20 protein-coding genes and 1 tRNA gene are annotated in these 26747 nt (G+C 51.0%); 12 read left to right on the top strand and 9 right to left on the bottom strand.

Annotation, left to right across the window (positions count from 1 at the left end):
- Position 1: 1 nt before the first annotated feature.
- Positions 2-349 carry a Rieske (2Fe-2S) protein gene (locus QWI17_RS09710; RefSeq protein WP_302722308.1) on the top strand — a complete coding sequence of 116 codons (348 nt, stop codon included), beginning with the start codon at positions 2-4 and terminating at the stop codon, positions 347-349.
- 12 nt (positions 350-361) lie between these two features.
- Here the strand turns inward: QWI17_RS09710 and sfsA are convergent, their stop codons facing one another.
- A complete protein-coding gene (gene sfsA, locus QWI17_RS09705; RefSeq protein ID WP_302722307.1) occupies positions 362-1072 on the bottom strand; it encodes a DNA/RNA nuclease SfsA in 711 nt (236 codons plus the stop codon).
- Between the two features lie 259 nt (positions 1073-1331).
- Here sfsA and dksA point away from each other — a divergent pair, with 259 nt between their 5' ends.
- From dksA to panB, 9 genes are all read left to right on the top strand, one after another.
- Complete coding sequence (gene dksA, locus QWI17_RS09700) at positions 1332-1775, top strand: RNA polymerase-binding protein DksA (protein ID WP_215976458.1); 444 nt, start codon at positions 1332-1334, stop codon at positions 1773-1775.
- A gap of 44 nt (positions 1776-1819) precedes the next feature.
- A complete protein-coding gene (gene gluQRS / locus QWI17_RS09695; protein ID WP_302722306.1) occupies positions 1820-2737 on the top strand; it encodes a tRNA glutamyl-Q(34) synthetase GluQRS in 918 nt (305 codons plus the stop codon).
- Positions 2734-2904: a hypothetical protein gene (locus QWI17_RS09690; protein WP_302722305.1), complete on the top strand. Its 171-nt coding sequence runs from the start codon at positions 2734-2736 to the stop codon at positions 2902-2904. The genes gluQRS and QWI17_RS09690 overlap by 4 nt, the downstream gene beginning before the upstream one ends.
- Positions 2901-5942, top strand: coding sequence for an ATP-binding protein (locus QWI17_RS09685; protein WP_302722304.1), 3042 nt, complete (start codon positions 2901-2903; stop codon positions 5940-5942). The genes QWI17_RS09690 and QWI17_RS09685 overlap by 4 nt, the downstream gene beginning before the upstream one ends.
- 15 nt (positions 5943-5957) lie before the next feature.
- The gene (locus QWI17_RS09680; RefSeq protein WP_302722303.1) at positions 5958-7361 is read left to right on the top strand and encodes a sigma-54-dependent transcriptional regulator; all 1404 of its coding nucleotides are present in this window, start codon (positions 5958-5960) and stop codon (positions 7359-7361) included.
- A 955-nt stretch (positions 7362-8316) separates the two neighbouring features.
- A complete protein-coding gene (pcnB, locus tag QWI17_RS09675; protein ID WP_302722302.1) occupies positions 8317-9633 on the top strand; it encodes a polynucleotide adenylyltransferase PcnB in 1317 nt (438 codons plus the stop codon).
- Positions 9630-10136, top strand: coding sequence for a 2-amino-4-hydroxy-6-hydroxymethyldihydropteridine diphosphokinase (folK, locus tag QWI17_RS09670; protein WP_302722301.1), 507 nt, complete (start codon positions 9630-9632; stop codon positions 10134-10136). Before pcnB ends, folK begins: the two co-directional genes overlap by 4 nt.
- Positions 10137-10189: 53 nt before the next feature.
- Positions 10190-10873, top strand: a complete 684-nt coding sequence (locus tag QWI17_RS09665; protein WP_302722300.1) for a deoxynucleoside kinase — start codon at positions 10190-10192, stop codon at positions 10871-10873.
- Positions 10874-10890: 17 nt separating this feature from the next.
- On the top strand, positions 10891-11715 hold the full coding sequence (gene panB / locus QWI17_RS09660; RefSeq protein ID WP_302722299.1) for a 3-methyl-2-oxobutanoate hydroxymethyltransferase: 825 nt from the start codon (positions 10891-10893) through the stop codon (positions 11713-11715).
- Positions 11716-11725: 10 nt separating this feature from the next.
- Here panB and QWI17_RS09655 read toward each other — a convergent pair whose 3' ends face one another.
- Both QWI17_RS09655 and QWI17_RS09650 read right to left on the bottom strand, forming a co-directional pair.
- Entirely contained in the window at positions 11726-13135 is a 1410-nt protein-coding gene (locus QWI17_RS09655; protein WP_302722298.1) for a tol-pal system YbgF family protein, read from the bottom strand.
- A gap of 68 nt (positions 13136-13203) precedes the next feature.
- Positions 13204-13280: transfer RNA gene (locus QWI17_RS09650), tRNA-Pro, on the bottom strand.
- An 801-nt stretch (positions 13281-14081) separates the two neighbouring features.
- On the opposite strand from QWI17_RS09650, the gene QWI17_RS09645 reads away from it, so the two are divergent.
- Positions 14082-18170, top strand: a complete 4089-nt coding sequence (locus QWI17_RS09645) for a pectate lyase family protein (protein WP_302722297.1) — start codon at positions 14082-14084, stop codon at positions 18168-18170.
- A gap of 70 nt (positions 18171-18240) precedes the next feature.
- Here QWI17_RS09645 and QWI17_RS09640 read toward each other — a convergent pair whose 3' ends face one another.
- Positions 18241-19326, bottom strand: a complete 1086-nt coding sequence (locus QWI17_RS09640) for an endonuclease/exonuclease/phosphatase family protein (protein WP_302722296.1) — start codon at positions 19324-19326, stop codon at positions 18241-18243.
- 397 nt (positions 19327-19723) lie between these two features.
- Here QWI17_RS09640 and QWI17_RS09635 point away from each other — a divergent pair, with 397 nt between their 5' ends.
- Positions 19724-22867, top strand: a complete 3144-nt coding sequence (locus tag QWI17_RS09635) for a TonB-dependent receptor (RefSeq protein WP_302722295.1) — start codon at positions 19724-19726, stop codon at positions 22865-22867.
- 157 nt (positions 22868-23024) lie between these two features.
- On the opposite strand, the gene QWI17_RS09630 is transcribed toward QWI17_RS09635, so the two are convergent.
- From QWI17_RS09630 to QWI17_RS09610, 5 genes are all read right to left on the bottom strand, one after another.
- Positions 23025-23312 carry a hypothetical protein gene (locus QWI17_RS09630; RefSeq protein WP_302722294.1) on the bottom strand — a complete coding sequence of 96 codons (288 nt, stop codon included), beginning with the start codon at positions 23310-23312 and terminating at the stop codon, positions 23025-23027.
- A 138-nt stretch (positions 23313-23450) separates the two neighbouring features.
- Entirely contained in the window at positions 23451-23810 is a 360-nt protein-coding gene (locus tag QWI17_RS09625; protein WP_302722293.1) for a hypothetical protein, read from the bottom strand.
- Positions 23811-24252: 442 nt separating this feature from the next.
- Positions 24253-24720, bottom strand: a complete 468-nt coding sequence (locus QWI17_RS09620) for a GNAT family N-acetyltransferase (RefSeq protein WP_302722292.1) — start codon at positions 24718-24720, stop codon at positions 24253-24255.
- Between the two features lie 134 nt (positions 24721-24854).
- A complete protein-coding gene (locus tag QWI17_RS09615) occupies positions 24855-25226 on the bottom strand; it encodes a hypothetical protein (RefSeq protein ID WP_302722291.1) in 372 nt (123 codons plus the stop codon).
- A gap of 449 nt (positions 25227-25675) precedes the next feature.
- Entirely contained in the window at positions 25676-26701 is a 1026-nt protein-coding gene (locus tag QWI17_RS09610) for a S41 family peptidase (RefSeq protein WP_302722290.1), read from the bottom strand.
- Between the last annotated feature and the right edge of the window lie 46 nt (positions 26702-26747).

Raw genomic sequence — 26747 nt, 5'->3', positions numbered from 1 at the left:
TATGACAGAACTGATCGCGCTATGCGCGAGTGACGCGCTGGCAGAGGGCGCAAGCCGCGGATTTGCACCGCAAATAAATGGCGCCCCCTACCCTGTATTTGCCGTGCGCAAAGGGGGGCACGTATTTGCTTACCGCAACCTCTGCCCGCACGCGTTTATTCCCCTGGAGTGGGTGCCAGACCAGTTTTTGACCAGCGACAAAAGCCTGATTCAGTGCGCCAATCATGGCGCTTTATTTACCCTTGATACGGGCCAATGTATCGCTGGCCCCTGCAATGGCCAATCATTAATTGCAGTGGCCACAGTCGAGCGCGATGGCGCCCTCTACCTTGAGCCGCCGCGGCCTTAGTACCAGAAAAAGTCATTCGAGCTCTACCGGCACTTCGTGCGTCAACTCGATACGGCTTTGGGCTGGACACAATTCGGCGCTATAAGCTAACAGCTCAACACCCGCCGTCTGAGCTTCGCGCAACACGGCACCGTAAGTGGAATCAATATGATCCGCCGGCTTCACCCTATCGATGCCACTGTGCTGTACACAAAACAGTAAAACCGCGCGATGACCAAGCGCCTTAACGTGCATCAATTCCCGCAAGTGCTTTACGCCACGGGTACTGACTGCATCGGGAAAATAGCCACACCCCTGTTCTTTGAGGGTGACGTTTTTGACCTCAACATAGCAATCGCCGTGCGCACCGGTCAGGAGAAAATCGATCCGCGAATTCTCGTTGCCGTACTTTACTTCGCTGCGCAATTGCTCAAACCCAGCGAGCGGCTTAACGACACCCGCCACAAGCGCTTCGCGCACCAGATGATTGGCGCGATTGGTGTTGATACCGGCCAAATCGCCCTCCGGGGTGGTGGCTACCTCCCAGGTGTGCGGGTACTTGCGGGTTTTGCTGTCAGACTCGGAATACCAGCAAGCGCTGCCCTCGGCAATGCAGTTACGCATCGAGCCGGTATTGGGGCAGTGAATGGTTATTTGATTGCCATCGCTGGTTTCTACGTCGGCCAAAAATCGTTTGTAACGCTTTATTAAGCGCCCTTTGGCCCAAGGTTTCATATCTTGCATAGCCGTCTCAACCGGGAAATCAAATATTATACGCCAACCGGACCCGCTCCCGGGTTAAGCAACGGAGGCTAAAAATGTAAAAAAAACTGGCGCAGTTCCGATGAATCTGGTAGCTTCGCTGTCCTTCCGCGGTTGTCTCCCCAAATGGGGCCCAAATTAGGGGCGGAATGTTGGCGAAGTGTCGAGTGGCACAACAAGTAACCATTCACTGGTCGCGTATACAGCGCACCGGCTACAGGAGATCGAGAGGCGTTGCACTATGCCCAATAATTCAGCTCAAGCAGAAAGTTACACGCTGCGTACTTTTTCGCCTTACAAGGAGAAGAAAGGCGAAGAATATATGAATGAGAAGCAGCTGGAGCATTTCCAAAACCTGCTGCTGGCCTGGCGAAGAGAGTTGATGGAAGAAGTCGACCGCACCATGAGCCACATGAAAGACGAAGCCGCTAATTTCCCCGACCCGGCAGATCGTGCCAGTCAGGAAGAAGAGTTTAGTCTGGAACTTCGCACCCGCGATCGCGAGCGCAAGTTGATCAAGAAAATCGACTCGACCTTAGAGCTGATTGAAAACGAAGATTACGGATTCTGCGACGCTTGCGGCGTAGAGATCGGTATTCGTCGCCTCGAAGCTCGTCCTACAGCGACCTTGTGTGTTGACTGTAAAACACTGGACGAGATCAAAGAAAAGCAAATAGGCGGCTAATTTTAGCCCTCTAGCACCGGGCGCTGCGCGCCCGGGATTGCCCAGTGCCTGATCAAACCTCCCCATACACCGGACGCTTTGCCCCCTCACCGTCTGGGCCGCTACATTTCGGCTCGCTAGTCGCGGCTCTGGCCAGCTTCCTGGATGCACGCAAATCGGGCGGCCGCTGGTTAATTCGTATTGATGACATTGACCCTCCCCGAGAAATGCCCGGCGCGGGCGACCTTATTCTGCACACCCTTGAGCAGCACGGCCTCACCTGGGATGGCGACGTGCTATGGCAGAGCAGCCGCAGCGAAGCCTATCTGGCGCACCTCGAAGAGCTCACCCAACTGGGACTGATATACCCCTGCAGCTGCACCCGGCAACACATTAAAGCCATGGGCGGAATCTACAACGGTCAATGCCGCCAGGGTGCTGAGAATAAGGCAGAGCTTGCACTGCGACTAAAGCTTTATGACTTGCCTGGCTCACTGACAAGCCTGCCCCACCAGGTGCGCTTTATCGATAGCATCCAGGGCGAGCAAGTTCAGGATTTAGCACTAGAAGTTGGCGACGCCGTAGTGCGCCGCAAAGACGGTTTGTTTGGCTATCAGCTCGCCGTGGTTCTGGACGATTTGCACCAAGGGGTTACCCATATTGTGCGGGGAGCCGATCTACTGCCAGTCACCGCCCGTCAAATTCGCTTTTTTGAAATCTTGCACAAGTCCATACCGGCTTATTCTCACGTCCCTGTAGCCGCCATTAACGGACTAAAACTCAGCAAACAGAATCACGCGCCCGCCCTCAATAATGCCGATGCAACAATAAACATCTGGCGAGCACTGGTGTTTCTGAGGCAAAATCCCCCACAGGAGTTGCAAAGGACGTCGCTCACCACTTTGTTGACGTGGGCACAAACGCACTGGGATAAAGAGGTACTCAAGGGCGCAGGACAAATCTTGCCGCTAACACCATCATGAATAACCAACGACTGGTCATACTGCTGCTGCTGATCGCCTACATATTTTCGCCCACGCTATTTACGTGGATCGTCAATCCCGAGGGCGCCTGGTATCGCCCCTACATAATGTGGGTGATCGTGATCATTATTGCCTACGCCGTACAGGCCCGTAAAAAGCCCTCATGACTTTCGAACTGACGCACGTTGCCCTGCTGTGCCTGCTTTACCTTCTGGTTATCTTCGGCATAGCCACTCTCACTGAGCGCGACTGGATCCCCCGCAAGATAACCGAGCACCCCATTACCTACGTTATGTCGCTCGGTATTTTTGCCAGCGCCTGGGCATTTTACGGCGTCATCGACCTCGCCTTTCAGTTTGGCTACGGCGCGCTGGCCTATTATCTGGGCACTGGCGCTCTGTTTTTGTTTGCCCCGGTGCTGCTGGAGCCCATTACCGAATTGGCGCGACGCCACCAGGTTCACTCGCTAGCGGATTTATTGGTATTTCGCTATCACAGCCACGGTATCGGCGCGCTCACCACCCTGTGCATGCTATTGGGTATATTGCCATTAATGGCCCTGCAAATTCAGGCCATTGCCGACACCATGCATATTCTGACCGTGAGCCGGGACCCGGCGATTCCGGTTGTCGGTACGGGCCTCACCTTCAAAGACCTGATGGCACTAACCTACTGCGGTATTCTGGCGCTGTTCACGGTGCTATTTGGTTCCAATCGGGAGCGTCATCGCGGCCTGATAACCGCCATGGCATTTGAATCGCTGATTAAAGTCTTCTCGTTGATGGCCATTGGCCTGTTGGCTGTATACGGCGTCTTTGACGGCTTTGGCGGGCTGGAAAACTGGCTGGAACGCAACCCGGAAAATTTAGCGCTATTGCACTCACCCATTCGCGAAGGTGCCTCGCACACGCTATTGCTGGTGTTTGTCGCCACCGCTGTCACCATGCCGCATATTTTTCATATGGGCGTGGCTGAAAATCCTATCTTGCGCAACACCCGCACCGTGACCTGGGCCTTCCCCTTATTCTTACTGTTCCTGGCGCTGCCGATATTCCCTATTCTCTGGGCTGGGTTTGAATTATCGGTGCCGTTGCCGGCCCAGTATTTCACCATTGGCGTTCCCATATTGGCGGAATCTCCCGTTTTAACGATTATCGCCTTTATCGGTGGCCTATCCGCATCCACAGGCGCTGTGGTGGTAATCACCCTGGCGCTGTCCACGATGGTTATGAATCACTGGCTGTTGCCGTTTTTGCGGTTGCGCCGACGTCAGGACATCTACAGCCAGCTAGTTTGGCTACGGCGCGCCGTTATTACCTCACTGTTTGTGGGCGGCTACCTGTTTTACTGGATGCTGGACAACCGCCAGAGTTTATTTCATCTGGCGCTGGTGGCCTTTATTGAAACGCTGCAATTTTTGCCCGGTATTTTTGCCATAGTTTTTTGGATGCGAGGCAATCGTCGTGGTGTTATCGCGGGCTTAACCGCCGGCACCATTGTATGGGCCGTGGGCATGCTGGTGCCAATGTTGACCGGAATCGAAGACATTGCAGTTCCCTTCGGCGACGGCAGCCTCAGCGTTGGTATGAGCCACTGGAGTGAAATCACCCTAATTTCTCTCGGCCTCAATACCTTGATATTTGTCGGGGTGTCGATGTTAACCCGCCAGACCGAAGAAGAGGCCTACAGTGCCGAACTGTGCGCCGCCGACGAGTTATCCCACCCGGTACGCCAGGCACTGGATGTACACTCGGCCGGTGACTTTAAAAGCCGGCTGGCTAAACCACTGGGTAAGGTAACCGCCAGTCGCGAGGTAGATTTAGCACTGCGCCAGCTCGGCCTGTCCATTTCCGAGCGACGCCCGTACGCGCTGCGTCGCCTGCGCGACCAACTGGAGGCCAACTTGTCGGGCCTTATCGGTATTCACGTTGCCGGCGAGATTATGGACAACCACCTGCCCTATAAACTGGCCGAGGCGCGCGATACCGTCGATATTAACCTGATCGAAAACCGCTTATCCCAGTACCGCAGCCACTTAACGGGTATGGCCGCGGAGTTAAACAATTTGCGACTGTATCATCGCAAAACGCTGCAAGAGCTGCCTATGGCGGTGTGCTCGCTGGGCCGCGACAAAGAAATTCTGATGTGGAACCGGGCAATGGCTGTGCTCACAGGCATTACTTCAGATGACGTTATTGGCTCCCACCTTGACGATTTGGCGCAACCTTGGTGTGAGCTGTTGGGGAACTTTAGCCAGGGCGAGGACGCACACTTATATCGCCATGAAATTAATCTGGGGGGGCGCCCGCACTGGATCAGTCTGCACAAAGCCGCGATTGAAGGCCCCTCTTCCAGCCGCCGCGTGCCTCAGCCTGGCTATGCCAAGGTGGAAGATGACCAGGTAATATTGTTAGAGGACGTTACCGAAACCCAACTGCTTGAGCAGGAGCTGATTCACTCTGAGCGTCTGGCCTCAGTGGGGCGACTCGCCGCCGGTGTCGCGCATGAAATTGGCAACCCCATTACGGGCATTGCCTGTCTCTGCCAGAACCTTCGCTACGACACCGACAACCCCGAGGTGCTGGACACCGCGGATCAGATTCTGAGCCAAACGGACCGCGTCACCCGTATTGTACAGTCGCTGGTCAGCTATTCGCACAGCGGACAGAACAAGAAAAGTGCCTTTGAAGCCGTCATTCTCAGAGAGTGCGCGGCCGAGGCCATCTCCCTCCTGTCGCTGCAAAAAGACAAAAAATACGTTTACTATGACAATGAAATCGCGGTCAATGCCATTATCGCCGGCGACCAGCAGAAGATGATCCAGGTCTTTATCAACCTTTTGTCCAACGCCCGGGATGCCAGCGAGGTGGAAGGACGTGTTATCCTAGAAAGCTCTGAAGATGATGACAATATCACCATCACCGTTACGGACGACGGCGAAGGTATTGCCGAGGAGCATATTGACCAGATCCTCGAACCGTTTTTCACCACAAAAGACCCCGGAGAGGGTACCGGCCTTGGCTTGGCCTTGGTATACAGCATCGTCGATGATCACGGGGGCACACTGGATATTGTCAGCCCGGTAGATCGCGACAGAAATCGCGGGGCACAGATATTGATCAAGCTGCCCCGACATCTTAATTCTCTGCTAACCGGTACTCCCGTCGTATCGGAAGCGAGCTATGAAGGTGGCACAGAGCAATAGAGTCCGAGACGTACTATGAGCAAAATCCTGGTAGTAGAAGACGAAGCGATTATCCGTAACGCATTGCGCAAGCTGCTCGAACGCAACAAGTATGAGGTCAGCGAGGCGCCCTCGGTACGCGAGGCCACAGCCAAATTTACGATTACGGATTTTGACCTAATCATCAGCGATTTGCGCCTTCCCGGCGCTCCGGGTACCGACCTAATCAAGTTGGCGGGCGACGTGCCCGTACTGATCATGACCAGTTACGCCAGTCTGCGCTCGGCGGTCGACTCTATGCGCATGGGGGCGGTGGACTACATCGCCAAGCCCTTTGATCACGACGAGATGGTCAGCGCGGTTAAACGGGTGATCGGCAAGGCTCAGGCCAGCATCAAAGCCAATCAGCCCGGCAACACCGGCGACAACAAAGTCAGCGGTATGATTGGCTCCTCGGACGTCATGAAAAGCCTGTATTCGCGTATCGCCAAGGTCGCCCCTACTGACGCGACCGTACTGGTACACGGTGAAACCGGCACCGGCAAAGAGCTGGTTGCCCGCTCGCTGCACGAACAAAGTAAGCGCCAGAAGGAGTTGATGATTTCGGTCAACTGCGCCGCGATCCCCGAAACCCTGATTGAATCAGAGCTATTTGGTCACGAAAAAGGGGCTTTTACCGGCGCTGCGAGTACTCGCGAAGGGCTGGTCGCGGCCGCCGATGGTGGCACGCTATTTCTCGACGAAATTGGCGAGCTTCCTCTCGAAGCTCAAGCCCGCCTGCTCCGAGTACTGCAAGAGGGCGAAGTGCGTCCGCTGGGCTCGGTAGAGTCTCGCAAAGTAGATGTGCGTCTGGTTGCAGCAACTCACCGGGATTTGCGTGCGCTTGCCAAAGAGGGGCTATTTCGGGAAGATTTATACTTTAGGATCAACGTCGTACAGCTAGAGCTGCCCCCGCTTCGCGAGCGCGGCCGCGACATCCTAAAGCTCGCCGAAGCCCTGCTGATTCGCTACTGCCATCAATTTAACAAATCGAGCCTGAAACTCTCACCTGAAGCCATTCAGGCCATAACCACTTACACCTGGCCCGGCAATGTGCGTGAACTCGAAAATGCCATGCAGCGCGCCGTTATCTTGTGTGAAGACGAGCGAGAGATCGGCCACGAACTGCTCGACATAGACCTTGACCTCGTCCACCTTGACGAGCATGACGAAGGTGATGATCCCTATGCTGCAGGTATTAAGCGCCTGTCTACTGCGCCCAGACATCAGGACCCTAGCGAAGACCTGTCACTGGAAGAGTATTTCCAACGCTTCGTATTGGAACATCAAGACACTATGAGTGAGACTGAACTGGCGAAAAAGCTGGGCGTAAGTCGAAAATGCCTGTGGGAGAGGCGCCAACGATTTGGTATTCCGCGTCAGAAGTCCACCGCGAAATAAGCTTCTCTTACCTTCAGGGCGGGCTCTATCTGGAGCCTGCCTTATACTCGCAAGCCCAATAATCGGCGGCCAATGGCACTTCACTTACGCTACAACCGCGTAACCTCCAGCGTTACGCTGTACGCCTTATTGGCACAAAATACCTTCCCCTACAACACACCTTGGTAACGCCCACCACTAATGCAGGCGCACTATTGTGCCAAAGCGTTACCACACCACACACAAAACCCGATGGGTGATTTGTTACCCCAACACCAGAAACGTAACAACAAAGGGAAAATGGTGTAACCGTTCGAAATAACCAAAGTGAATAAGGGCAACACTCAAAAAGTTATGTCATTGATTTTATTGATAAAATCAACATTGGCACAGCAAGTGCTTTATTGGGCGTGCATAACAACAACAAACAATAAAAAAGCTTACTTAATAACAACAACAAATAATAAGAAAAGTTCAACAATTTAATAACAACAATAAACAATTAGAAAAGTAATTAAGAACATAATAACAACAACAAACAATAAGAAACGGAAACACAACAAAAACAACAAATAATAAGAAACTGAACATTAGTAAAAATAACGAAAAATAATAAGAACAAAGATAATAAGAAGACAAGCTTTAGACTGACTAGGCACCTAGGGATCGCAATTGATCGGAATGGGCAGGGATGCAGGATTTGTAAAAATCCATTAGCTGTTCAAATTTGGAACAGTGCACACAGCCGAGATCCTCGGCCACAAAAAAGAAGTGCCGCCCATTCTCACGGGAAAGCCAAGGCTTTCCCGTTTTGCTGTCTGGCCCATACGTATTTGTGATACTCAACCGAACTTCCGCCTGCCGGCAGGCCATGCTAGAATCCTGACTCAGTGGCAGCGTATCCGGCAATTTCTGCGCCTGGGGCACATAGCCAATAACAACTAATTTTTTCTACTCTACTAATACAGAACCCTACATGTTAAAACGGCTGTTCAAACTGATTTCCAACCGCAACGATTCGGACCACCAACAGCCACTCATCATCCCTCGCGATCAACATAATGTATCGCGTAAGCTGATCAGTCAGGCCGCCGTACGGGTAATGAAACAGCTGAATCAACATGGCTACGAGGCCTACCTGGTAGGCGGCGGCGTACGCGACCTGCTGCTTGGAGGCCACCCTAAAGACTTTGACGTGGCGACCAATGCCAAACCCGAACAAGTAAAAAGCCTATTCCGCAGCGCCCGCATTATTGGCCGGCGCTTTAAGATCGTTCACGTGCGTTTTGGCCGCGAGATTATTGAGGTAACCACGTTCCGGGGCCATCACGAAACGGCTCGCAGCGAGCACGGCATGGTATTGCGTGACAACGTCTTTGGCACAGTGCATTCAGACGCTGTGCGCCGCGACTTTACCGTCAATGCCCTGTACTACTCACTCGATGGCTTTGCCGTGCATGATTACACCGGCGGCATCAAAGACTTAGAAAAACGCACCCTACGCATGATTGGCGATCCGACGACTCGGTATCAGGAAGACCCTGTACGCATGCTGCGGGCGGTTCGGTTTGCCGCCAAATTAGGCTTTACGCTGGAAAAAGGCACCGAAGCACCGATTCGCTCTACGGCCCCCCTATTGGCCAACATACCGCCGGCACGACTTTTTGAGGAAGTACTTAAGTTGTTTCTCAATGGCTCGGCCACGGCGAGCTTTTCTCTACTGCGTGAATACAAGTTACTGGGTCAGTTATTCCCCGGCATAGACGCCTTAATTGAGCAGGGCAATGAACAGGCCTTAGCCATGGCCGAGTATTGCATGAGCAACACCGACAAACGCATCCGCTCTGGCAAATCTATTACCCCGGCGTTTATTTTTGCCGCGCTGTTGTGGCCGCCACAGCAGGCCATAATGAGAGAAACTCAGGGCTTACCCAAAGGTCAGGCGTTTGCTCAGGCGGCTTCCGATGCCGTTAGCCAGCAATTGGCAAGAACCTCCATTCCCAAACGATTTTTAATCCCCATGCGGGAAATTTGGGATTTGCAGCATCGACTCACACTGAGGTCCGGCAACCGCGCCTTTAAGATGTTGGAGCATCCCAGGTTCCGGGCCGCCTACGACTTCTTATTGCTACGAGAGGACTCTGGTGAATCCCTCGGCGGTTTGGGCGCCTGGTGGACACAATTTCAGGTGGCCGATGAGCAAGAGCGCCAAAGTATGATGGCATCTGTCAAAGGGGGCACCAAAAAGCGCGGCTCGAAAGGCAACTACCGCAAGAAACGGGACCCGGAGTGAGCGATCCGGTTTATACCTACCTAGGGCTCGGCAGTAACCTACAGGAACCGCTAGCGCAACTTAACCGCGCTCTTGAAGAACTCAGCCGCATCCCGGGCTCGCGCCTCGTTAACGTATCGCCATTTTATCGCAGCAAGCCAGTTGGACCGCAGGATCAACCCGACTTCATCAACGCCGCGGCCTGCATGGAGACCAACCTCGAAGCCCACGCACTGCTCGATCAACTGCAAGCGATTGAGCAGCTGCACGGACGCCAGCGCAAACAGCACTGGGGGCCCCGTACGCTTGATCTGGACATACTGTTGTACGGCAATCAAACCATAGACACTCAGCGCTTGCAGGTGCCTCACCCCTACCTTACCGAGCGAAACTTTGTACTGGTGCCTTTGGCAAACATAGCACCGGGCCTCACACTGCCTGGCGGCCAATCACTAGATAGGTTGGTGACTCAGCGCGATATCGATGACTTAGTCGCACTCGACCCGCTCGGGCAATCAGACTAGTAGTGAACACTAAGTATCGCTAGAATGTGATCCCGGCTAAATAGGAGATCAATGTGTCGGATATTTTCGAAAAGCTATCGCTGGATTTAACCGGTGTCGATTTACCCGGCTATATTGCTATTGAAGGGCCCATTGGGGTTGGCAAAACCACTTTGAGCCAAAACCTCGCCAAATTATTCAATTACGATTTACTCCTCGAGGCACCCCAAGAAAACCCATTCCTTGAGCGCTTTTACCAAGAACCCAAATCGGTAGCGCTTCAGACGCAGCTTTTTTTCCTGTTTCAGCGTGCCGGCCAGATACAACAACTGCGCCAGGATGATATGTTCAGCCCCACCCGTATTGCTGACTTTATGATTGAAAAAGACCAGCTGTTTGCGCAAGTGACGCTGGACGATGATGAACTGAGCATCTACCAGCAAGTGTACGACAAGTTAACTCTCGACGCGCCGCGGCCTGACTTGGTGATCTACCTGCAAGCACCTTTAGACGTTTTACAAACGCGTGTGCGGCAACGCGGCGTGCGCTTTGAGCAAAGCATTAGCAATGAGTATCTGGAAATTCTCAACAACGCCTATACTGAATTCTTCCACTACTATGATCAGGCGCCTTTACTCATTGTTAACGCTCAGGATTTGAATTTAGCCGACAATCGCGATCACTTTCGCCAACTTGTTGAGTATATTGTTACCATTAAAAATGGCCGACATTACTACAACCCTATCCCTGCGCTATAAACCTAGGAAAATACACCATGCCTTATGTTCAAGCAGACAATACCGGGGGTCTGGAAAAGAAAGTGACCCTGCAAACACTGCACAAAATGCGCGGGCAGGAAAAATTCGTAATGGTCTCGCTATACGACGCGCCGATGGCGGCTATGGCACAAAAATGCTCCGTAGAAGCCGTTTTGATCGGCGACTCACTGGGAATGACCGTACTCGGGTACGACAGTGTTATTCCGGTTACGATGGAGCAGATGATTTACCATGTTGAAGCGGTAGCTCGCGGCAACAATAAATCACTGATTATTGGCGACCTGCCCTTTATGACCTATGCCACCCCGCAGCAGGCACTGGAAAATGCCGCTCGCATCATGCGCTCTGGCGCCCACATGGTAAAAATTGAAGGTGGAGCCTGGCTCGCCGAAACCATTCAAATGCTCACTGACCGCGGTATTCCCGTATGCGCGCATATTGGTTTAACCCCGCAATCGGTGCATAAATTTGGCGGCTTCCGGGTACAGGGACGGCAAACTGACCGGGCTCAAACCCTACTAGAAGATACCAAAATATTGAATGAAGCCGGAGCCGATTTGCTGTTAGTGGAATGCGTACCGTCAGCCCTCGGTACGGAGATCACCAAAGCCTCAGAGATACCTGTTATTGGCATTGGCGCCGGTGATCAAACCGACGCTCAGGTTTTAGTGATTAACGATATTTTAGGCTTAACGCCACAACCACCCAAGTTTTCCAAGAATTTTTTACAAGAAGCAGGCGATATTCCCAGCGCACTTAAGCTGTACCGCGACCATGTCAAAGCCGGAACATTTCCCGCGCAAGAACATCAGTTCACATAGCAAAAGCACATTAAAGGCTTCTGACCAGCTTGGCTAAGGCTTTCGCCTCTGGCGCCGACGGGTACGTCTTCATTGTATACGCCGCAACCGCCTTAGCTTTGGCTGGCTCGTTTAATGGCCCCGCTAGTGCCTGAGCGACCAGCTTATACACTCCAGCCACCTCATTGCAGGTCGGCACTCGCTTATGCAAATTTGCAGTGACTTGCACCAACAATTTGTATTCTTTCTTTTTACTCAATAGCTGAGCAAGCGCCAGGGCAGTCGTTGCATTGCGCAGGCGATAACCGAGGTAGTGAGCGTGCACGTCTTGTACCAGCTTCAAGGCATCCGATGTTTTTCGGGCTTTAAACAGCAAACCTAACAGGTAGTCGGTATGCTTCGCCAGGGCGTCGTGATCATCCAGCCGCATCAGCAACGATTGATACCTTTTGTGTACCTCAATGTCATCGCGAAAGACATCAAGTAAATCGCGCATTGGCTCTCGCAACCGATTGTCATCGCCCTTGCGCTCGAAAACCGTTATTGCCCCCAACAAACGAGCTTTTCGAAACTCATCCCCTTCTAGCTTTGGCGCATTGGATTCGTAAGAACTATCCAACACATCGCGATACTGGAACAGAACATAGCCCAGCAAGGCATGCAGCACTAACGTAAAATAAATTCCTATGGCGGTCAAAGCCGGCAACAACCATTGGTCACTTACCCTTAATTCTACCCAGTAACTCAATGCACCCGACGCCACCCCCAGCAACGCCGTCATAATCCACATTGCCATATAAGGGCCAAAACCTATTTCGAACATCATGCCGAATAGGCGTAGCGGATTAACCGCTTTGAATAGATTTTTATCTGTTGCCAATACCATCATACTGGCCGGTAACGCTAGCGTAACAAACGCTGCCGCCGCCCACCCGATCCATATCGTCATCTGCGGTGGCGCCCAAACAATAGCAGCGTAAACCACGGCTACGATTTCGACCGCAAAAAGAACATAAATACCCAACATCTGAAAAAACAGAAAATGCGGGTCTGGCTTAGCGAGCTCAATAAGGCTTGGCGCCCACTGTCCCCCATCTGCGCGCCTCAGCACAACAGCAAGCCAATATTTAATGGACAGGATCGAGAATATGACACTATAAATATACCCTGGAATGCCGCCGCCGACAGCGTACACACCACCCGCACCTATCAACAGCAGCAATAGCGCGTTGTAATGCAGTGGATACACCAAAAAGTAGGGCACCACCTGCCAAAAGGGTAGCTGCTCGCTGGGGTCGGCTAAATCTCTTAGCGGGGAATGGCAAAAGAGACAAATAGGGCCTTGTTTACCCCATTGCGAATTGTAACCATCGGGAATGCATTGCTCGCTGTAGTTGGTGTCGCAATTATCACAACGCCATGCGGCCTTGGCACCTTTCACATAATCACACTTGTTTCGCGCCATAGCTCTTTTTGTCGAATCCTTTGAGTAAATTGTTATTAGACTGTTGGTCGGAGCGAGAGGATTCGAACCTCCGACCCCCTCGTCCCGAACGAGGTGCGCTACCAGGCTGCGCCACGCTCCGCTTGCGTTTTAAGGCCGCAATTTACCTTGACCAAGGCCACCTTAAAAAGAGCTGGGGGAATTATAGCGTAGAGGAAAAAACAGTGTAAATGACAAGCACCAAACGGCGACAGATAAAAAAACCGACGCCTTGGGGGAAGCGTCGGTAAAGAAGACCATTCTAGGAGTAACTTAAAGGAAAGATCCTGTTGACCCACTGGGTCTACCGGAGGAGAAACAGGGTTAATGTGCAACCTCCAGTAACTTAAGTATTGACCAGATGGGCCAAACTTCCACCAATTCCGCGCCTGTTATTAAACCGAATAGAGATAGCGGACCTCCTGAGCAGATGATATAGCTATAAGTTTGCATTCAACCCACTATTGGTAATGCCAATCATCATACAAACCTGAAACCGGTTACCAAAACTAGGGTAATTATCTTTTGCCACACAGGTGGAACGACGACTTATTCCCAGTTTAAGCCGGAACACGCACGCAGAAATCACATAAATAGCCACAAAATAGGATAATTGTCACATAAAGCCACGAAACTGGCTTTACAAATATATCCATCAGGCCTAACCTGTCTTACCAATAAGGCCATACCAATAATAAGCCTTAGCCTGAACATAGATGTTCGGCCCAGAACCACACGCAACGAAGGTTAGTCATTTCGCCGACGATACAGCGGATTGTAAAAGGATGTATCGGCGCGCCTATCACCTTCACTGGATCCGTAGGAATTGCGATTGGTCGGCATACTTCATGCCAGCTGGTAACTGATTGCGACATTCAAATAAAACCAACAATGGTAATGTCCAATGAAATTAACAACATCAAAGGTTCTGTGGCCCAGCGCTATCGCTATGGCCATGTGGGCAAGCGCTCCGGCGTTTGCGGTTGACGGTTTTGCGACCGGTAACGGCGGCACTACCGGTGGCGCAGGCGGCAACGTTGTGTATGCAACCAGCGGTACTGAAATTCACGCCGCACTGTGCAACCGGGCGTCCAGCGATACCCCTATTATTATTCATGTTGAAGGCACCATTAACCACGGCAACACCAGCAAAGTCTCTGGCGATAGCTGTAACACCGCCGATGACAAAATTGAGCTTAAAGAAGTGAGTAATATTTCACTGATCGGTGTAGGCAGTGGCGCACTGTTCGATGAACTGGGTATTCACCTGCGCAGCGCATCTAACGTTATTTTGCAGAACTTGCACGTGCGCAATGTGAAGAAATCAGGCTCACCCACCTCTAACGGCGGCGACGCCATCGGCATGGAAAGCGACGTTTACAATGTGTGGGCAGACCACTTAACACTCGAAGCCCAGGGCGGCGAAAGCGCCGGCTACGATGCCTTGTTCGATATGAAAGCGGACACCAAGTACGTCACTCTGTCTTACAGTATTCTTCGCAATTCTGGCCGCGGTGGCCTGGTGGGCTCCAGCGACGGCGACACCAACAATGGTCCTGTAACGTTCCACCATAACCTTTACGAAAACATAGACTCTCGCACACCATTGCTGCGCGGAGCCACGGCGCACGCCTACAACAACTACTACGTAGGTTTACAAAAATCGGGAATGAACCCTCGTATCGGGGGAGAAATTAAGGCCGAACATAACTACTTCCAAGACTCCAAAAACCCACTGGGAACCTTCTACACCAACGATATCGGTTACTGGGAAGTCAATGGCAACATATGGGACAACATAACCTGGACCGCAGAAGGCGATGACAATCATCCCGCCGGCCCCAATCCGGTATCAACCACGTCCATCAACATTCCCTACTCTTACACTCTGGATGACGCATCCTGTGTACCGCAGATCATTCTCGAAACGGCTGGCGCAAACACCGGCCTTGCTCAATCAAACGGCAGCTGTGAAGTTTCAAGCAGTTCAAGTTCATCTAGCAGCGTGCCCTCTTCGAGCAGTTCGAGCTCGTCGGAAGCGTCCAGTTCCTCCAGCGACTCGTCCGAACCGGGTGAGCTGGGCAGCAACCTCGCCATCGGCGCCGGGTCCGACGGCTCAAGTAAAGGTTCCGGCAGCTATGGCAGCGTTCGCGATGGTGATTTAGGCACCTACTGGCAACCCTCGGGCACCAGTGGCGAGCGTATTGCAATTAAATGGAGTAGCGACACCACGTTTAACACCGTTATTATTCGCGAGCTCAACAATGCCACCAACTCCTGGCAGCTGGAAGACCACAACACCGGCGACATTCTCGCCTCTGGCAGTGGTTTAGGCAGTGAGGCCGTCATTACCTTTGCCGACACCACGACGGATAAAGTTAACCTCTACATAGACGGCGCCAGCAGTGCTCCGCAAATTGCCGAGTTCGAAGTTTACAACGCCAGCGGTGTGATCAGCAGCTCGTCATCGAGCGAGGCATCCAGCAGTTCGTCGTCTAGCGAGCAAAGCTCTTCCGATGACACTGTCGGCCTGGACTACTTCTACCCTCTTGATGAGGAAGAAACAGGTTTTTGCGGGGTAGACGGCACCATCGACAATGAGCATGCAGGCTTTGGTGGCGTGGGCTATGCCAATACCGAAAACCAAACCGGTACCGGCGTTACCTGGTCTGTTGGCGCCCAAACGGCCGGGCAATACGACATCTGGTGGCGTTATGCCAACGGCAGCAGTAATCGACCTGCCGCTGTTCTGGTCAATGGCAACTCGCAAGCGTCGCTTGACATGAGTGGCACCGGTGGCTGGGCTGACTATGCTGAAACTGGTTTGATATCCGTCTACTTAGAGACCGGATACAATGAGATACGCCTGGAAGCAACCGCAAGCTCCGGCCTAGCTAATATCGACAACATGGTGGTGCGCAACACACTTCAGCCTGCTAACTGTGACGGCAGCTACGACGCGTCTAGTTCGTCGAGCTCCGAAGCAAGCTCCAGCAGCTCCTCCGAACAGTCGAGTTCAGCCAGCAGTGAGCCCTTGGTTCTCGGTGGCAACATAGCCTTGGATAGCGGCGCCGATGGCAGCAGTAAAGGTGGTGGCACCAGCTATGGAAGCGTGCAAGATGGCGACTCCAGCTCTTACTGGCAACCGGCGTCAGACAGCGACGAGCGGATTTCGGTAAAAGGTTTATCCGGTAGTTTTAACACCGTTATTATTCGCGAGTTAAACAATGCCGTTACCTCGTGGTCACTGGTCGAGCACGATTCAGGCACCACACTGGCAAGCGGCAGCACTCTGGGCGCCGAGGCTATTATCGGTGGTTTTACCAGCGACGCGGATAAACTCAACCTAGTGATCCACAGCGCCAGTAGCGCGCCGCAAATCGCCGAGTTCGAAGTGTACAACGCTACCGGTTCTGCCAGCAGCTCAAGTGCGGACTCATCGAACTCGTCATCTACCAGCTCCAGTACGTCCAGCGCCAGCAGCTCGACAGACACCGGCTCAAGCAGTTCTGCGCAAAACAGCAGTTCCAGCAGTACGTCGAGCAGCAACTCCAGCAGCTCATCGTCGCTGGATTACTCAGGTCCAATCAGCGATGACTGTGTGGATTTGGTGAATGATCCGTACGTTAACTGGCGCGATACCTCACTGCAATCCGATCAGGAAATTGTCGCGTGCTTATCGCAAACACTGGGACAACCAGTTGGCTATGGTGAAAACGCCCGCGGCGGTTATGACCCCGCCGGCAACAGCAAGCTGACGATTATTACCAAGAATAGCTCGACCTCTGTTGAACAACAGCTGCTCGATGCGGTAACCGGTGATGATCACAACTGGATTGTATTCGACAAGTTCGACTTCGCGAATGAGACGGAAATCTCAATGCACCGCAATCACTGCTCAAACCCAGATGTATTGAGTGCTATTGATGGCAGTGAGGCTCAGTGTATCGATTATCGTCAATGGTGTGCGGACAAAGGCATTTCATCCAATAGTTGCGCGGTAGAGTTTTATAATGACCGCCTAAACGATAAAGACTTGCCGATTCGCAATACCAAAATAGGTTCTAACAAAACCTTGGACGGGCGCATGTCGAACGGCTACTTCCGCTTTAATGGTTTTGCCATTGGTAGCGACAGCTCCGGTCAACCTGTGCAAACCGCCGAGAGTGTGATCCTGACTCACCTAGATTTCCGCGGCGCGGGCCACACCGAAGACCACGGCCTGGACCCGGACATGATTCGCAACACTGGTGCGTCACACGACATCTGGATTCACAAAAACACCTTCGACACCACCGGTGACGCGGCGTTTGATGTGAAAGTCGGGGCTTACGACATCACCATCTCGTTCAACAAGTTGATTAACGTCAAGCGCGCCGCGCTGCATGGTTCCAGTGACAGCCGTGAAATTAATTCGCAGATCACGACCACCATGCACCACAATGCGTTTATCACCACCGACGATCAGTACGACAACCTGGGCAACACGCTGCGTCGTATTCCGCTGATTCGTCGTGGTACGTCGCACATGTTCGAAAACTTCTTTATGAACTATCGCAAAGACATTCTAAGCGTTCGTGTCGGCGCCACCGTTCTGTGGGAAGACAACATGGTGTTGATGAACCGTATACATCAAGAAAAAGATGATGTGTATCGCGCATTGGAAGAGCGCGGCGAAGAACTGGCGCGTGATGTCGACGGCGGCAGCTTCCGCTCCGAGAACACGTTGGTTTGGTTCTCAGATGCACAGTGCAATCTGGACCCATCACTTTGGTACGAGATTACAGACGCATCAGGCAGCGTGAGCGACTTGTCGCAAAACTATTCGCAAGCGTCTCGCGACGCAATCTCAGAAAACTATTTGGGATCTGGTCAGGAACTTGCGGATTATGTGACCGCTACAGCGGGCAAGAGTGGTAAAAGACCATTCAACTCACCGTTAGGTTACGAGCCCTACTACGTACTTGGGCAGGGCAAGGTTCCCTGCCAATAAGTCACAAATCTTCGAACGAGGCTTAGCCGGCTCTCGAGCCGGCTTTTTTATGCGCGTAAAAAAGTGCGGCTCAAAGCGAAATATCCACCCATACCAAACGATGGTCTGAGCTCGCCCGCCGGCTTTTCACCAACTCATGCTGGGCGTCATCAAGCGCTGGCCAAAACACACCGCTGCCAACAATCGACAAATCACTGGAGGGCAATACGTAATCCGCTCGCATTCCCCAGGCTGCAGTATGATACTCGCTACCTTGTTGATCCGGTCGCGCCTGCTCGCCTCCGACACTGGTCGGTGCCGGATCTTGAATTTTTGGGTGACTCAGCAGTTGCTGCATAATCACTCGATGACCATCGCCTTCGGTTGCCGATGCATTGAGGTCACCCGCAATCACGAAAGATTGCCCTTCGGTCAAACTGCCCCGCTCCCCCACATCGTCATAAAGATAATCAGCTTGCCCCGATATGTAATCGAACCATAGGCGAATTTCGTCGTGGTTGCGGCGCCCATTGCGATCCTCAGCACCATCAAATACCGGAGGCGTCGGGTGGCTCGCCAGAAGATGAATTTCCCTGTCGCCAATTAGCACTGGCACATCCCAGTGAGACTTTGATGAGAGACGCATTTCCTGCCATTGCGCCGCCGAATAAAAAGGCTTGCCATTAATCTTCGGTGCTAAAGCAGCAGGCATATCCTTCCACTTGAATTTCGCAAAGGTGCGAACCCGGTCGAGCGCAATCGGGTATCGACTCAGTATCAACATTCCATAGTGGCCGGGAAAGAAGCCAAATCCATAGGTGTCGGCAGGCCTACTAATGTTCCCGTCGCCATTTAAATCCATTGGGAAAAGCTCGCCGGTATTCACCGGGGCGCTATAACGATAGGGGAACTCAATCGGATTGAGACCGGCATTAAGATAGTGTTGCTGGAACAATTCAATTGTTTGTTCAGGGTTAGCCGTGCGATCAAACTCATTCAACAGCAGGATATCCGGCCGAACTTGCTGAATGATGGCCGCGATATTTGCAATCTGTGCACTATCACTTTGCAGCTGCTGATCCAATACAGCAGCGTTTAACTGAGCGGAATCAGACTGGTAATTTCTCGCCTCCATGCTGACATTGAAAGTTGCAATCCTCACGCTAAGGTTTTCCATAGGGCTTTCCTGTTGATTTTGACAACCAGCCAATACAATGAAAATGCTCGCCAACCCAACCCTCAACTTGCGAATTAAGGGCATTTGGCCTACCACTGCTAAATTACCTACCATCACGGATTAAAACCTCTACCCATATTTCGTTGAATCAAACAAGCATAGTCATCATTAATGACATGTAAATGAATCAAGTTTGTCATATTTATGTCAAGCGAATGTCATTTTTTGGTCACCGAAAGTTCGCATTCATGGGTTAGTGTTTTCCAGCCAACACGCAAACAATTCTAATAAATTCCGTAATAACAAAATCAACTCTGGTGCTATTAGCCCCGGCGGGATGACTTTTTGCGTGAGTTTGGCCAACGACCATGGAGCAACCAAACGAGATCTTACTGCCATGAAAAAAACGTTTTTAAAGAATGCATTACCAGTCGCCATTGCCGCCACTATGGGTCTTGCTGTTCCCACCATGGCGCAGCAAACCAGCTCAGCCATTCAGGGGCTGGTAACCGATTCATCAGGAAACCCTCTCAATGATGCTACCGTGACTGTTGTACACGAGCCATCAAACAGCCAAAGCAATGTCACTTTAGGTGAATCTGGACGCTTTAATGTCAGAGGTTTACGGGTAGGTGGTCCCTACTCAGTGACCGTAGAATCTGCCAACGGTACCCGCACAGTCCAGGATCTATACCTGACGTTGGGCGATGCTTATCAACTGCAAGTCGTTGTTGGCGCCGCCACCGAGGAAATGATCGTCGTTGGCAACCTGCAAGAACAGAACTACGCGGCAGTGGGTCCAAACTCAACCTTCAGCCTCGAAGATCTCACATCCGCACCCGCCATAAACCGCGATCTTAAAGACTTAGTTCGTATTGACCCACGTATTTACGTGGACGAAGCGTTTGTTGATTCTATCCAGTGTGCCGGTGCCAACCCCCGCTATAACAGTTTAACCGTAGACGGCGTTCGCATGAACGACAACTTCGGCTTAAACAGCAACGGGTATCCCACCGAACGCATGCCATTTTCCTATGATGCCATTGAGCAAGTTGCGGTGGAGCTGGCGCCTTTTGATGTTCAGTATGGTGGTTTCAGCGCCTGTAATATCAACGCCGTCACCAAGTCGGGGGAGAACGAATTCCACGGTGGCATTTTCTATGACTACACCGATGATTCATTAGGGGGCGATTCACTTGAGGGCGACCCCATTGATATAGCCCCTTTCGACGAACAGCGCTACGGCTTCAACCTAAGCGGTCCTATCATTAAAGACAAGTTGTTCTTCTTCGCAGCCTACGAGAAACTTGAAGGCGTGGACACCTTTGATCGAGGCACAGCGGATGCCAATGTGGCCACCCCGGTAGAGGGCGTATCCGCCGCGCAGCTGGCAGAAATTGAACGTATCGCTAACGACGTCTATAACTACGACCCAGGCACTTTGCCCTCGAGTTTACCGGTTGAAGATGAAAAGCTACTAATCAAGTTGGATTGGAACATTACAGACTCGCAACGGGCCTCGTTTACCTACAACTACAATGACGGTTTTTCCATTGCGCAATCTGATGGCGACTCCAATGAGCTGGAATTTTCCAATCACTACTATGAGCGTGGCGCCGAGCTGAACTCGTACGTAGCACAACTGTTCTCGGATTGGAGCGATAACTTCTCAACTGAAGTAAAGATTGGCTATCAGGAATTAGACAATCGTCAACTGTCACTGGGTGGCACCGAATTTGGTGAAGTTCAAATCACCACCTACAACGACCATGACAACGATGGCAGCGATTCCCGAGCCACAGTCTACATGGGCTCTGACGATTCTCGCCACGCCAACAAACTGACCTATGAGAACCTCAACCTCAAGATTGCCGGTAGCTACCGCCTGGATCATCAAACTTGGACACTTGGCTACGAGCGCGAATCTTTCGATATCTTCAACATGTTTATTCAAGAAGCCGAAGGTGAGTACCGGTTCGATTCGATTGAAGACTTTGCCGCCGGCACGCCCAGCCGCATTACCTACGAGAATGCCGCGGGCAGTAACATGAAAGCCGACGCGGCCGCCGAGTTTGCGTATGCTATCAACACGCTGTACTTGCAAGATGAAATATTCTTAGACAGTGGTAATCTGCGTATCGTCGCTGGTTTACGCTACGACTGGTACGAAAGCGACGACGTTCCTACGCAAAACCTCGACATTCTGGAAAGCTACTTTATTGACACCCGCCAAAACCTGGATGAAGCGGACCTCCTTCAACCTCGCCTGGGCTTTAACTGGAATATCAGCGAAGCCTTTGAAATACACGGTGGTGTCGGGCTTTACTCAGGTGGTAACCCCAACGTTTGGATATCTAATAGCTACTCCAATGATGGCGTCACCCAAATCGAAGTTCAGGATCGCAGTGGCGACTCCGTACTCGACATGGACTTCTCCGGTGAAGGCCGCCCCATCTACGACATTCCCCAAAATCTGTACGATGCCGTAGCCAATAATGAAGGCAGCAACGGCGGTGTTAACCTCCTCGACCCAAATTTCGAGATTCCATCGGTTTGGAAACTGGCATTTGGTACCAGTTACGAATTTGGCGGTGATCTGGTACTGTCCGCAGACATTTTATTTAGCCAATACGAAGATGCGGCAATTGTCTCAGATATATCGCGTGTGCAAACAGGCTCTTCTTTTGACGGACGTCCTATTTACGGCAGTATTGATGGCCGCAGCCAGGACTTTATGCTGACCAATGTTAAAGGCGACTCAGGTGAAGCGATTACGCTATCCATGGGGGTCAGTAAATACTGGGACTTCGGACTAGAAACCGCATTCGGTTACGCTTACACCGACTCAGAAGACGTTAACCCCATGACCAGCTCAGTGGCGTTTTCTAACTACGTTAACTTGGCCACAGCCGATCCGGAAAACCCTGGCACGGCAACGTCGAATTACAACATTCCGCACCGTTTCACCACTAAGATTGCGTTTGATCACGACTTTTTCGGTGACTACGCCACGCGCATTACACTGTTTGGTTCGGCTAACGAGGGTCGCCCCTACAGCTACACCATGGACGATGGTTTCGTATTCGGCGACTCTACAGGATTCATTGAAAGGCACCTACTCTACGTCCCAACCGACGTAAACGACCCGAACGTGGTCTATGGTGAAAACTTTGACGTCGATGCATTCTACAACCTTGTTGACGATGAGGGGCTAACCCGTGGTCAGGTCATGGAGCGCAACGAAATCTACAGTGACTGGTGGATTAAGTTTGACCTTAAAGTAGAGCAAGAGCTGCCCGGAATTATGGATGGCCACCGCTCATCGATCTTTATGGTGATTGAGAACTTCGGCAACATGCTCAACGACGACTGGGGCGTACAATACGAAACCAGCTTCCCGCGTGCACAAACCGCCGTTGATTTCAGCATGGACGACCAAGGCCGCTACGTTTACGAGGAGTTCCGCGACCCAGCCGGACCCACCCGTGTAGGTCGCTCAAGCCTTTGGGAGCTTCGTATTGGGATTAAGTACGACTTCTAAAGACGGGAAACGGTAGACACGGAAAACGGTTTACGGGGGACGGAGAACGGGGTTGATTCCGTTCTCCGCTTTTCTTTTCGCGAAGCAATTTCGGTTAATGAATCAATGGGTACGAATCTCCGGTTTTACTGTGCAATGGCCATCTTTAACGATGCCCCTATTGATCAAAAATATGTCTAACCTTGCATATTGATAAACATATTCCCGAAACTATCGCAAACTGCCCCAAAAGCATTAACGCGACTTTTGCCACCAAGTCGATCTCTTCGGTGAATAGTGGCTGCCATAGGTACAGAAGTGTTAGTCGCCCTGGGAACACCAGCAATTCATAGCCCGGCATGGGCCCACCCCAAACATCCCAAAGGTTCCAATGCATCAGCGTGGCAATAAAACCGACGCCCCCTGCAATCAGCCCGAATATTAACGAATTTTTAAAACAGCCCACAATGCTCGCCTTGTCAAGTAACAGGGATTCTAAAGTCAGCTTCCTACAAGGCTAAAAGCCTCGATAATAAACTAAAACGTCTTAGGGCTTCCGCAGGAGCACCCGCTCGAAACAGGCTTATTAGATGCGCCCTGCACCTCAACCACCATATGACTCAATCCGCTTGACTCGATTACACTTCGTCGATGTAAATTCGATGATATGGCAAAATCGCTGTTCACCCCTGCCGTGTTCGGAAAAGCCATTCACAGCACCAATTTTTCCGTGGGATATTACGTGATCGATGGTCAATGCAACCGGCTTATCCAAGCTATTAAGAGTAGCCAGAATTTTCTCCGCCGCGTTCGTAATACTGCTTGTATAACTCCATACAGCTTCAGAATCGAGGATAGAAGAAACATACTCAGCGTCACGCATTTCTAGCGCGATACCTATGTCTTCCACCATCTTGTTCTTGGGTGAATTACCACAATCCGCACTTCGATTTAATCTTGTCATCTGCGTTGCTCCCTAGCGCTCGGACAGAATAGGAAAACCGCCGGTTCTTGTTTCGTTGATACTCCATGCGGTGCAATTTTCATTGCCCGCGAGACCTGACAATTCGATACAAATTGACCCCCAATAGTCCCCATAAATAGCTATGCAGTAATGCTAATAAAATATTGAAAATCACATTGTCTCCCAACACAGGGGCAATTAAGCGGAGAGGCCAGTCAATTACCATACTTACTCGGTCCATAGGACAGTACTGCTCATAGTAATTCTCTAGGCAATACACAGCGACAAGAAGCATCGTTATAAAATGAAGAAACGCCACTATAACTATCCACTTCGAGCGATAAACGATCACTTTGAACAGCTCACCCTTCGACCAAAATCAGGGGCAGCCAAACAGTTGTCCGGTCGAGCGAGCCGTTTGGGCATACCATGGATTTTTCTGTTAAAGCTTTTTTCCCGCCCAACGAACTCGTGTGCACAAACCATGGGCTTCATAAAACTGGCGTGCTTTCTCATTGAACTCCCAAATTTCAACGAACACGTCGGTTGCATTGCGCTGCTTGCACTCACTCTCTAGCTCAGCAAGTAACTTGGAGCCAATACCTTCTCTCCTGTGGCTTGCAGCAACAAACAACTCGTCGATTGACCCCATGGACCTACTTTTCGTTATTGGCGAAAGCAGCTCTTTTACGTGACCAGCAATAAAGCCAATCGGCTCACCTGCTTTTTCAGCGACGTATGCAAAGCAAGAATCTTCAGTGATGTATCTAGTTAAGCTTTTGCTAGCATCAACTTCTTCTGGTGGCTTAAACTCACTAGGAACTGCTTCATGGTGCATCTTGTTCAGTTCAAACAGCGCATTATTCATAAAGTCGAGATCACGTTGTTCAGCTTTTCTGACTGTATACACTCAATCTCCTAAGCTCCTACGTCACCATATGCGGTAAATTTGGAGTTGACTGTGTTGTGCAAGCGTAGCGAATATGCACAAAACGAGCAACAGAATATTTGTCCAGCCCGCTTTCAGACGAGCATGATGGCTTGCTAAGTGGGATTACAGGAAGGCAGCTCTCTTGGAATAGGACTTATACGCCTGGTCCGGCCGCCTTTAGCACAAACGAGGAAAAAGTTGCCATTAAGAGCAGAGCTGGTACTTTGATCCGTAACCAGCCTGACCTCACCAGCGGGACTCATTAACACAGTAGATATACCCTCAGTCGAGCTAGCCACTTCTAGCGAATACCCACCATCAAGCTCCACCGTCTCCATAAACTCTGCATTGATAGCTACACTGTACGTTTTTGTCGAGGCGAGCTCTTCACCATCGTATGCGACCAAATAAGTGATACTTTGATCGGTTGAAAAAGCGGAAAAGCTAGTAAGTAACGCCACTACGGATATGAGATATTTATACATAAAAAAGCTCCTTTTTAAAATTTGATATTATCCCTATGAAGAATGAACCTCTGCTGAACAGGGCGCTTAACGCCGTTATAACCTTGCTTACACCCGGTATGGGCATCAACTAATGAGGTGACAGTCCTCGGTAGGAATATCACCATCGACAACAAAGTAGTAATTAAACGATAACTACTAGCGCATAGCAAGGTCCAGCCCGCGAGGGTAGGTCTGAAGGAAGCCGGACGCAAAGCTGCGAGCTGATGAGCAAGAACATCCATGAGGCTTGGGCTGGAGGCAAGTTGGCAGGATCGGCCCCACGAAGCGCTTTGGGTCTAAGACAACGAAGCAACGTGATCTAACGGCCACCGTAAATGACGAGTAAAAATGTGGGTGGCCTTTTTCTACTTGCTAGAAGCGATAGCGGTCAGCAGGGGGGCTGCTGACCTCCACCGTATTTGGTGTAATTAGTTGTTTTTCTGCTGTTCGCTTATCAGTGTGAGGGTCTTGCCCAGGCTTTCTTGAGCTGTGACTGAATAATGTGGCAGGACACCTTTAAGTTCCCAGTCTGACTTTGTGATGGGGTTGTAGGGTCTAACCATAGAAAATCGGCCGTCGAACATATCGTTAATTCGTTCCGAGCCAACCAGATAAGCAATACCGAAGGTTTTTTCTCCGACCACCGTTGCTCGTTTTAAATGCTTGAGAGTATAGGTAAATACCTCTGCGGCACTGGCAGTACCACTGCTCGTGAGTATGTAGAGTGGGGTATCTTTTTTTAACACGGGTCTGCCTTCCGTTTTTGACGACTTCGCCTGATACGTCTCGGTACCGTGCTTGTCGATAATGCTCCAAAGGTGGATATCTTCTTCTACAAAAAAGCTTACAATGTAGCGCACTAGTTCGGGCGAGCCGCCTATACATTCTCTGAGGTCAATAATAATGGCGTCTGAGCGCTCCAGGAAAGTGAAGGCGGCGTCTACGACCGGTCTTGCTTCTTCATCACTATAAAACTTATTTAGTTTGATATAGCCAACATTCCCCTTCAAAATTTCAAGGCGTTCTAGCGCAAAATTATTTTTTAAATAGTCTTCTTCATGCGTGCCGATATGGGTGGGTGTTTTACTTGTATCTTCTACGAGGTTTACGCTTAGGTGGCGATCTGTGGTGAGAATTTTCAATTCCTGCGTGAAGGTTTCAGCGAATTCCTTCCTCGTTTTTATGCCTTTGTATTTTCCTTTTTCCAAATTCATGAGCATGGTATCGCTGACCTGCTTTGCTTTGTCGGGAAAAACATACACCTGTTGAAATGTTTTGAGCGTTTGCGTTAACGATTGACGCACTTGCGTTTCGCTCATAGGTAGCTTGGCTACGTCCTGTTGTGGTGTTTTGGCGAACGCATTAGGTATGGTGAATATAAAGCAAAAGATGATAAATAGCGGTATTAATACTACCGTATTAATAGGAAATATTTTCTGTTGTCTGTTTAACATGGTGTTACCTTTTTCTATTCAATATAAAACTTGCACGTAGGGCCAA

The organism is Gilvimarinus gilvus (assembly GCF_030518155.1).
Taxonomy (GTDB): Bacteria; Pseudomonadota; Gammaproteobacteria; order Pseudomonadales; family Cellvibrionaceae; genus Gilvimarinus; species Gilvimarinus gilvus.
Note: the sequence above shows the minus strand (reverse complement) of the source record. Positions and strands in the feature narration are given on the sequence as shown.

Bases quoted from the DNA above. Each gene is read 5' to 3' on its own strand.
- QWI17_RS09710 (WP_302722308.1), top strand. From the start codon at position 2: ATGACAGAACTGATCGCGCTATGCGCGAGTGACGCGCTGGCAGAGGGC.
- sfsA (WP_302722307.1), bottom strand. From the start codon at position 1,072: ATGCAAGATATGAAACCTTGGGCCAAAGGGCGCTTAATAAAGCGTTAC.
- dksA (WP_215976458.1), top strand. From the start codon at position 1,332: ATGCCCAATAATTCAGCTCAAGCAGAAAGTTACACGCTGCGTACTTTT.
- QWI17_RS09690 (WP_302722305.1), top strand. From the start codon at position 2,734: ATGAATAACCAACGACTGGTCATACTGCTGCTGCTGATCGCCTACATA.
- QWI17_RS09685 (WP_302722304.1), top strand. From the start codon at position 2,901: ATGACTTTCGAACTGACGCACGTTGCCCTGCTGTGCCTGCTTTACCTT.
- QWI17_RS09680 (WP_302722303.1), top strand. From the start codon at position 5,958: ATGAGCAAAATCCTGGTAGTAGAAGACGAAGCGATTATCCGTAACGCA.
- pcnB (WP_302722302.1), top strand. From the start codon at position 8,317: ATGTTAAAACGGCTGTTCAAACTGATTTCCAACCGCAACGATTCGGAC.
- panB (WP_302722299.1), top strand. From the start codon at position 10,891: ATGCCTTATGTTCAAGCAGACAATACCGGGGGTCTGGAAAAGAAAGTG.
- QWI17_RS09645 (WP_302722297.1), top strand. From the start codon at position 14,082: ATGAAATTAACAACATCAAAGGTTCTGTGGCCCAGCGCTATCGCTATG.
- QWI17_RS09640 (WP_302722296.1), bottom strand. From the start codon at position 19,326: ATGGAAAACCTTAGCGTGAGGATTGCAACTTTCAATGTCAGCATGGAG.
- QWI17_RS09635 (WP_302722295.1), top strand. From the start codon at position 19,724: ATGAAAAAAACGTTTTTAAAGAATGCATTACCAGTCGCCATTGCCGCC.
- QWI17_RS09625 (WP_302722293.1), bottom strand. From the start codon at position 23,810: ATGACAAGATTAAATCGAAGTGCGGATTGTGGTAATTCACCCAAGAAC.
- QWI17_RS09615 (WP_302722291.1), bottom strand. From the start codon at position 25,226: ATGTATAAATATCTCATATCCGTAGTGGCGTTACTTACTAGCTTTTCC.
- QWI17_RS09610 (WP_302722290.1), bottom strand. From the start codon at position 26,701: ATGTTAAACAGACAACAGAAAATATTTCCTATTAATACGGTAGTATTA.